This window comes from Micromonospora sp. CV4, from assembly GCF_003667455.1.
Taxonomy (GTDB): domain Bacteria; phylum Actinomycetota; class Actinomycetes; order Mycobacteriales; family Micromonosporaceae; genus Micromonospora.
In genome coordinates, this window is the sequence record NZ_RCVI01000109.1 from 1 (window position 1) to 4,819 (window position 4,819).

Sequence of the window (4,819 nt, forward strand, 5' to 3'; positions counted from 1 at the left end):
TCACTGCGGCCCGCTCGGGCAGGCCGGCCTTCTTCGTGGCGGCGATGATCGCCTTGACGTTGGCGGTCTGCTCGTCGTTGAGGTCGATGTGCGACTGCGGGCCCTGCGCCTTGACCGTCTGCACCGCAACGGCGGCGGGCTTGCCGTCGGTGGCGGGGGCGGCGTGCGCGGCGATCGGACCGGCGAAGACACCACCGGCGAAGGCGAGACCAGCAACGGACAGCATGCTCTTACGAATGATCGTGTTCATGAGGGTTGCTCCTTCGGGGGGTAGACACCACACGCGCCTTGTTCGGGGGAACGGCACGTGGGGTGCAAGCACCTCGTCCGGCGCTCTCATACACGGGGGAAAAGTCTTAAGGTCGGCGGCCTACGGGCGGGGGGCTCGTGGCGCCGGGTCCATGTGTAACGACCGCCGGGCCGGGGTCATTCCGGGGTCGGCCCATCCATCGGCACCCGGGTGGAAGTGGGGTGCTGGTGCAGTCGGCCGGGTCTGCAACGACCGCGCACCCACGGGGCATTCCAACCCGGCCTCGCTGTCATCCCAACCTCGAGGGGGTGAGGTGGCGAGGCGGTGGTGCTGCGATCGTCAGAGTATGTAACGACCCCGCGCCCGCCACGATTCCAGCCCACGGGTGCACCCGGCCACCGTCAAACCACCCCATAGCGGACAGGCGGACTGGGCTCGCGGGTCGGTGCGCGTCGGATGGGCCGTTTGCGGGTTGATCGACTCGGTATCGCCGATATCGGGGCATCCGCAAGCACCGGACACCGCAATATCCCTGATATCGAGTGGATCACCCCGAAGAGGCGCTCCCCGGGCGATCCCGGGGCGAGGTCGTCAACGAGCCCGATACCTCAGGGGCATATTTATGACTGACAGGTATACCGCTCACCACAGCCACCGCCCCCAAGGTGGTCGGGCCGTCGCCGGATCGAACAACCCGCCGGCGGATCGAACAACCCGCCGCCGGATTGAACAACCCGCCGCCGGATCGAACAACCCGGCGGCGATCCGCAGCACCGCCGGTCAAAACCCGCGGCAAGTCGAACAACCCGCCCGGGGATCCGCAGCACCGCCGGGTCAAGCCCGAGCCGGATTCCGTCAGCGCCGGCAAAATCCACCGCAGCGAGCCAGCAAGGACAGGCTTCCTCACGCAACCCGCCGACATTCGGCCACCCGGGAGCCCGCGACGATCAAAGGCCTGGAACAGGTCATAGGGTGGTCCCCGTGGCGACCCTTCTGCTTCTGCGACACGGCCGGACCACCGCGAACGCGGACGGTGGGCTGGCCGGCCGCCAGCCCGTCGAGTTGGACGAGACGGGCCGGGCCCAGGCGACCGCGGTGGGCGAGCGGCTGCGGGGGGTGCCGCTCGCGGCGGTCGTGACCAGTCCGCTGATCCGCTGCCGGCAGACCCTGGAGCTGGCGCTTCCGCAGGCCGCTCCGGTGGTCGAGGAGGGGTTGATCGAGTGCGACTACGGCAGCTGGGAGGGGCAGCCGCTGAAGAAGCTCGCCAAGGAGCCGCTCTGGCCGGCGGTGCAGCAGCATCCCAGCTCGGTGATCTTCCCGGACGGGGAGGCGATGGCCGCGATGGCGGCGCGTGCGGTCGCGGCGGTGCGCTCGTGGGACGCCCGGGTGAGCGCCGAACACGGGCCCGAGGCGGTCTGGCTGGCCTGCAGCCACGGTGATGTGATCAAGGCCATCGTGGCGGACGCGCTCGGCGTACACCTGGATCTTTTTCAGCGGATCGTGGCCGACCCGGCGTCGGTGACGGCGATCCGGTACACGCCGTTGCGGCCGTTCCTGGTCCGGCTCAACGACACCGGCGGCGACCTCGCCGCCCTGGTACCGCCGCCGCGCAAGCGGCGTCGGCGGGCGACCCGTGCGGGTGATTCCGACGCGGCCGTCGGCGGCGGCGCAGGTGCGTCACGATGACCGTGGCGACGCCCCCGCCCGCCAACCGCGTCGGCGGACGCCGGGTGACGACGGCGCCGGCAGGCGGCCGGAGAGCCGCCACGCCCGGGTGCAGCCACCGATACGCCGGGCGCGCCGCCGCCTGGGCGATTCGGGTCGGTGGGGTGCGCGATGCCATGGCGGGCCGGATAGGGTCGTGGGTATGACCCACCAGGTGCACGCCTTCGAGCCGCCGGAGCGGTTCGTCGCCGGGACCGTCGGCCCGCCGGGAGAGCGCACGTTCTTCCTGCAGGCTCGCGGCGGCGGCCGGCTGGTCAGCGTCGCGCTGGAGAAGGTCCAGGTGTCCCTGCTCGCCGAGAAGCTGGAGGAGCTGCTCACCGAGGCGCAACGGCGCTTCGGCGTGGACCTGCCCGAGCTGGCGCCGGTGGTGGGCGACAACGAGCCGCTGGACACTCCGGTCGACGAGGAGTTCCGGGTCGGGACCCTCGGGCTGGCCTTCGACGTGGACACCGCGACCGTGGTGATCGAAGCGATTGCCGCCGGCGAGGTGGAAGCCGAGGTCGAGCTGGGCGACGAGGTCGACGAGGACGACGACGAGGACGACGAGCCGGACGAGGACCTGGACCGGCTCCGGGTCCGGCTCACCCCGCAGGCGACCCGCCAGTTCATCGAGCGGGCCCGGCGCGTGGTGAACGCCGGCCGGCCGCCGTGCCCGCTGTGCGGCCAGCCGTTGGACCCCGCCGGGCACCTCTGCCCGCGGCACAACGGTTACCACCGGTGACGTCGTCCGGCCTCCAGCCCCGTCAGGACGGCGACGCCGCGCTGCGGCTGTTGCGTGACGGCGCGCTCGACCTCGAAGGGCGGCTCGTCGACGCGTCGAACACCACCCTGCGTGGCATCCTGACGCTGGACGACCTCTCCGCGCGCTGCGTCTACAAGCCGGTTCGTGGCGAACGCCCCCTCTGGGACTTTCCGGACGGCACCCTCGCTGGCCGGGAGGTCTCGGCGTACCTGGTCTCCCGGGCCACCGGCTGGGACCTGGTGCCGCCCACCGTGCTGCGGGACGGCCCGTTCGGTCCGGGCTCCTGCCAGCTCTGGATCGACGAGCCGGAGGACGCCGAGCCGCTGGTGGGGTTCGTGCCCGCCGAGGAGCTGCCGCCGCGCTGGTTCCCGATCGCGGCCGCCCGTGACGACGACGGCGCCGCGTACGCGCTGGCCCATGCCGACGACCCGCGGCTGGCCCGGCTCGCGGTGCTCGACGCGGTGATCAACAACGCCGACCGCAAGGGTGGCCACGTGCTGGTCGGCGCCGACGACCGGATCTACGGCGTGGACCACGGGGTGAGTTTCCACGTCGAGGACAAGCTGCGAACGGTGCTCTGGGGATGGGCCGGGAAGCAGCTGCCTCCGGACGCCGTGGAGATGCTCGACGGGCTCGCCGGCCAGGTCGCCGGGGCGCTCGGCGCGGAGCTGGCCGACCACCTGACGATCAGCGAGATCGCCGAGCTGTCCGCGCGGATCGACGTGTTGCGGCGGACCGGGCGGTTCCCGCAGCCGTCCGAGGACTGGCCGGCGGTGCCCTGGCCACCCATGTGATCCACTGTCATTTTGATCACCCGTGGGGCGGCCCGGGGCGGTCGTGGGGCTGGCTAGGCTGAGGCCATGGAGTCTTGGGCGGGACACGAGGTGCCACGGCTGCCGGGCAGGGGCAAGCCGTTGGCGTTGTACGACTCGGCGCGGCAGGGCGTCCACCCGAGTGAGCCGGCCGACGCGGGGAGCATGTACGTCTGCGGCATCACCCCGTACGACGCCACACACCTCGGCCACGCCGCCACCATGATCACCTTTGACCTGGTGCAGCGGGTGTGGCGCGACGCCGGCCGCCCGGTGCGGTACGTGCAGAACGTCACCGACATCGACGACCCGCTGCTGGAGCGTGCCGCCCGTGACGGCGAGGACTGGGTGGTCCTGGCGATGCGGGAGACGGCGCTGTTCCGGGAGGACATGGAGGCGCTTCGGATCATCCCGCCGGAGCACTACGTGGGCGCGGTCGAGTCGATCCCGGACATCGCCGACAAGGTCGAGGTGCTGCTCAAGGACGGGGCCGCGTACCGGCTCGACGACGGCACCGGCGACGTCTACTTCGACATCTCCGCCACCGGCCGGTTCGGCTACGAGTCGAACCTGACCCGGGAGCAGATGCTGGAGATCTTCCCGGAGCGCGGCGGCGACCCGGACCGGGCCGGCAAGCGCGACCCGCTCGACCCGCTGCTGTGGCGCGGCGCCCGCGAGGGCGAGCCGTCCTGGCCCGGCGGCGAGCTGGGCGAGGGCCGCCCGGGTTGGCACATCGAGTGCGCGGTGATCGCGCTGAACCTGCTCGGCGACCGGATCGACGTGCAGGGCGGCGGCAACGACCTGCTGTTCCCGCACCACGAGGCGTCCGCCGCGCACGCCGAGCGGCTCACCGGCCAGGCGCCGTTCGCCGAGCACTACGTGCACGCCGGGATGATCGGCCTGGACGGCGAGAAGATGTCGAAGTCCCGCGGCAACCTGGTCTTCGTCTCCCGGCTGCGCGCCGACAAGGTCGACCCGATGGCGATCCGGCTGGCGCTGATCTCCGGGCACTACCGCAGCGACCGCACGTGGACCGACGAGCTGCTGACCGCCGCTCAGGAGCGGCTGGCCCGCTGGCGCCGGGCCGCCGCCGCGCCCGCCGGGCCGTCCGGGGCCGAAATGCTGGCCGGGGTACGCGAGCGCCTCGCCGACGACCTCGACACCCCCGGCGCCCTGGCCGTGGCCGACCGCTGGGCCGACGCCGCTCTGTCGGGCGCGACGGACGACCCCGAAGCGCCCGCCCTCTTCGCAAACACGGTGGACGCCCTCCTGGGCATCCACCTCTAACCC

General features: G+C 72.2%; 4 protein-coding genes and 1 pseudogene. 4 read left to right on the forward strand and 1 reads right to left on the reverse strand.

Annotation, left to right across the window (positions count from 1 at the left end; translation table 11 throughout):
• A pseudogene (locus EAD98_RS01000) lies at nt 1-250 on the reverse strand (hypothetical protein); the annotation flags it as partial.
• Between the two features lie 972 nt (nt 251-1,222).
• Between EAD98_RS01000 and EAD98_RS01005 the strand changes: the two are divergent.
• The 4 genes from EAD98_RS01005 to mshC all read left to right on the forward strand — a co-directional run bounded on the left by EAD98_RS01005 (nt 1,223) and on the right by mshC (nt 4,816).
• Nucleotides 1,223-1,936, forward strand: a complete 714-nt coding sequence (locus tag EAD98_RS01005) for an MSMEG_4193 family putative phosphomutase (protein ID WP_121652212.1) — start codon at nt 1,223-1,225, stop codon at nt 1,934-1,936.
• Between the two features lie 181 nt (nt 1,937-2,117).
• A complete protein-coding gene (locus EAD98_RS01010; protein WP_121652213.1) occupies nt 2,118-2,696 on the forward strand; it encodes a DUF3090 domain-containing protein in 579 nt (192 codons plus the stop codon).
• Nucleotides 2,693-3,511 carry an SCO1664 family protein gene (locus EAD98_RS01015; RefSeq protein WP_121652214.1) on the forward strand — a complete coding sequence of 273 codons (819 nt, stop codon included), beginning with the start codon at nt 2,693-2,695 and terminating at the stop codon, nt 3,509-3,511. The genes EAD98_RS01010 and EAD98_RS01015 overlap by 4 nt, the downstream gene beginning before the upstream one ends.
• Nucleotides 3,512-3,577: 66 nt before the next feature.
• The gene (gene mshC, locus EAD98_RS01020; protein WP_121652215.1) at nt 3,578-4,816 is read left to right on the forward strand and encodes a cysteine--1-D-myo-inosityl 2-amino-2-deoxy-alpha-D-glucopyranoside ligase; all 1,239 of its coding nucleotides are present in this window, start codon (nt 3,578-3,580) and stop codon (nt 4,814-4,816) included.
• Nucleotides 4,817-4,819: the final 3 nt, after the last annotated feature.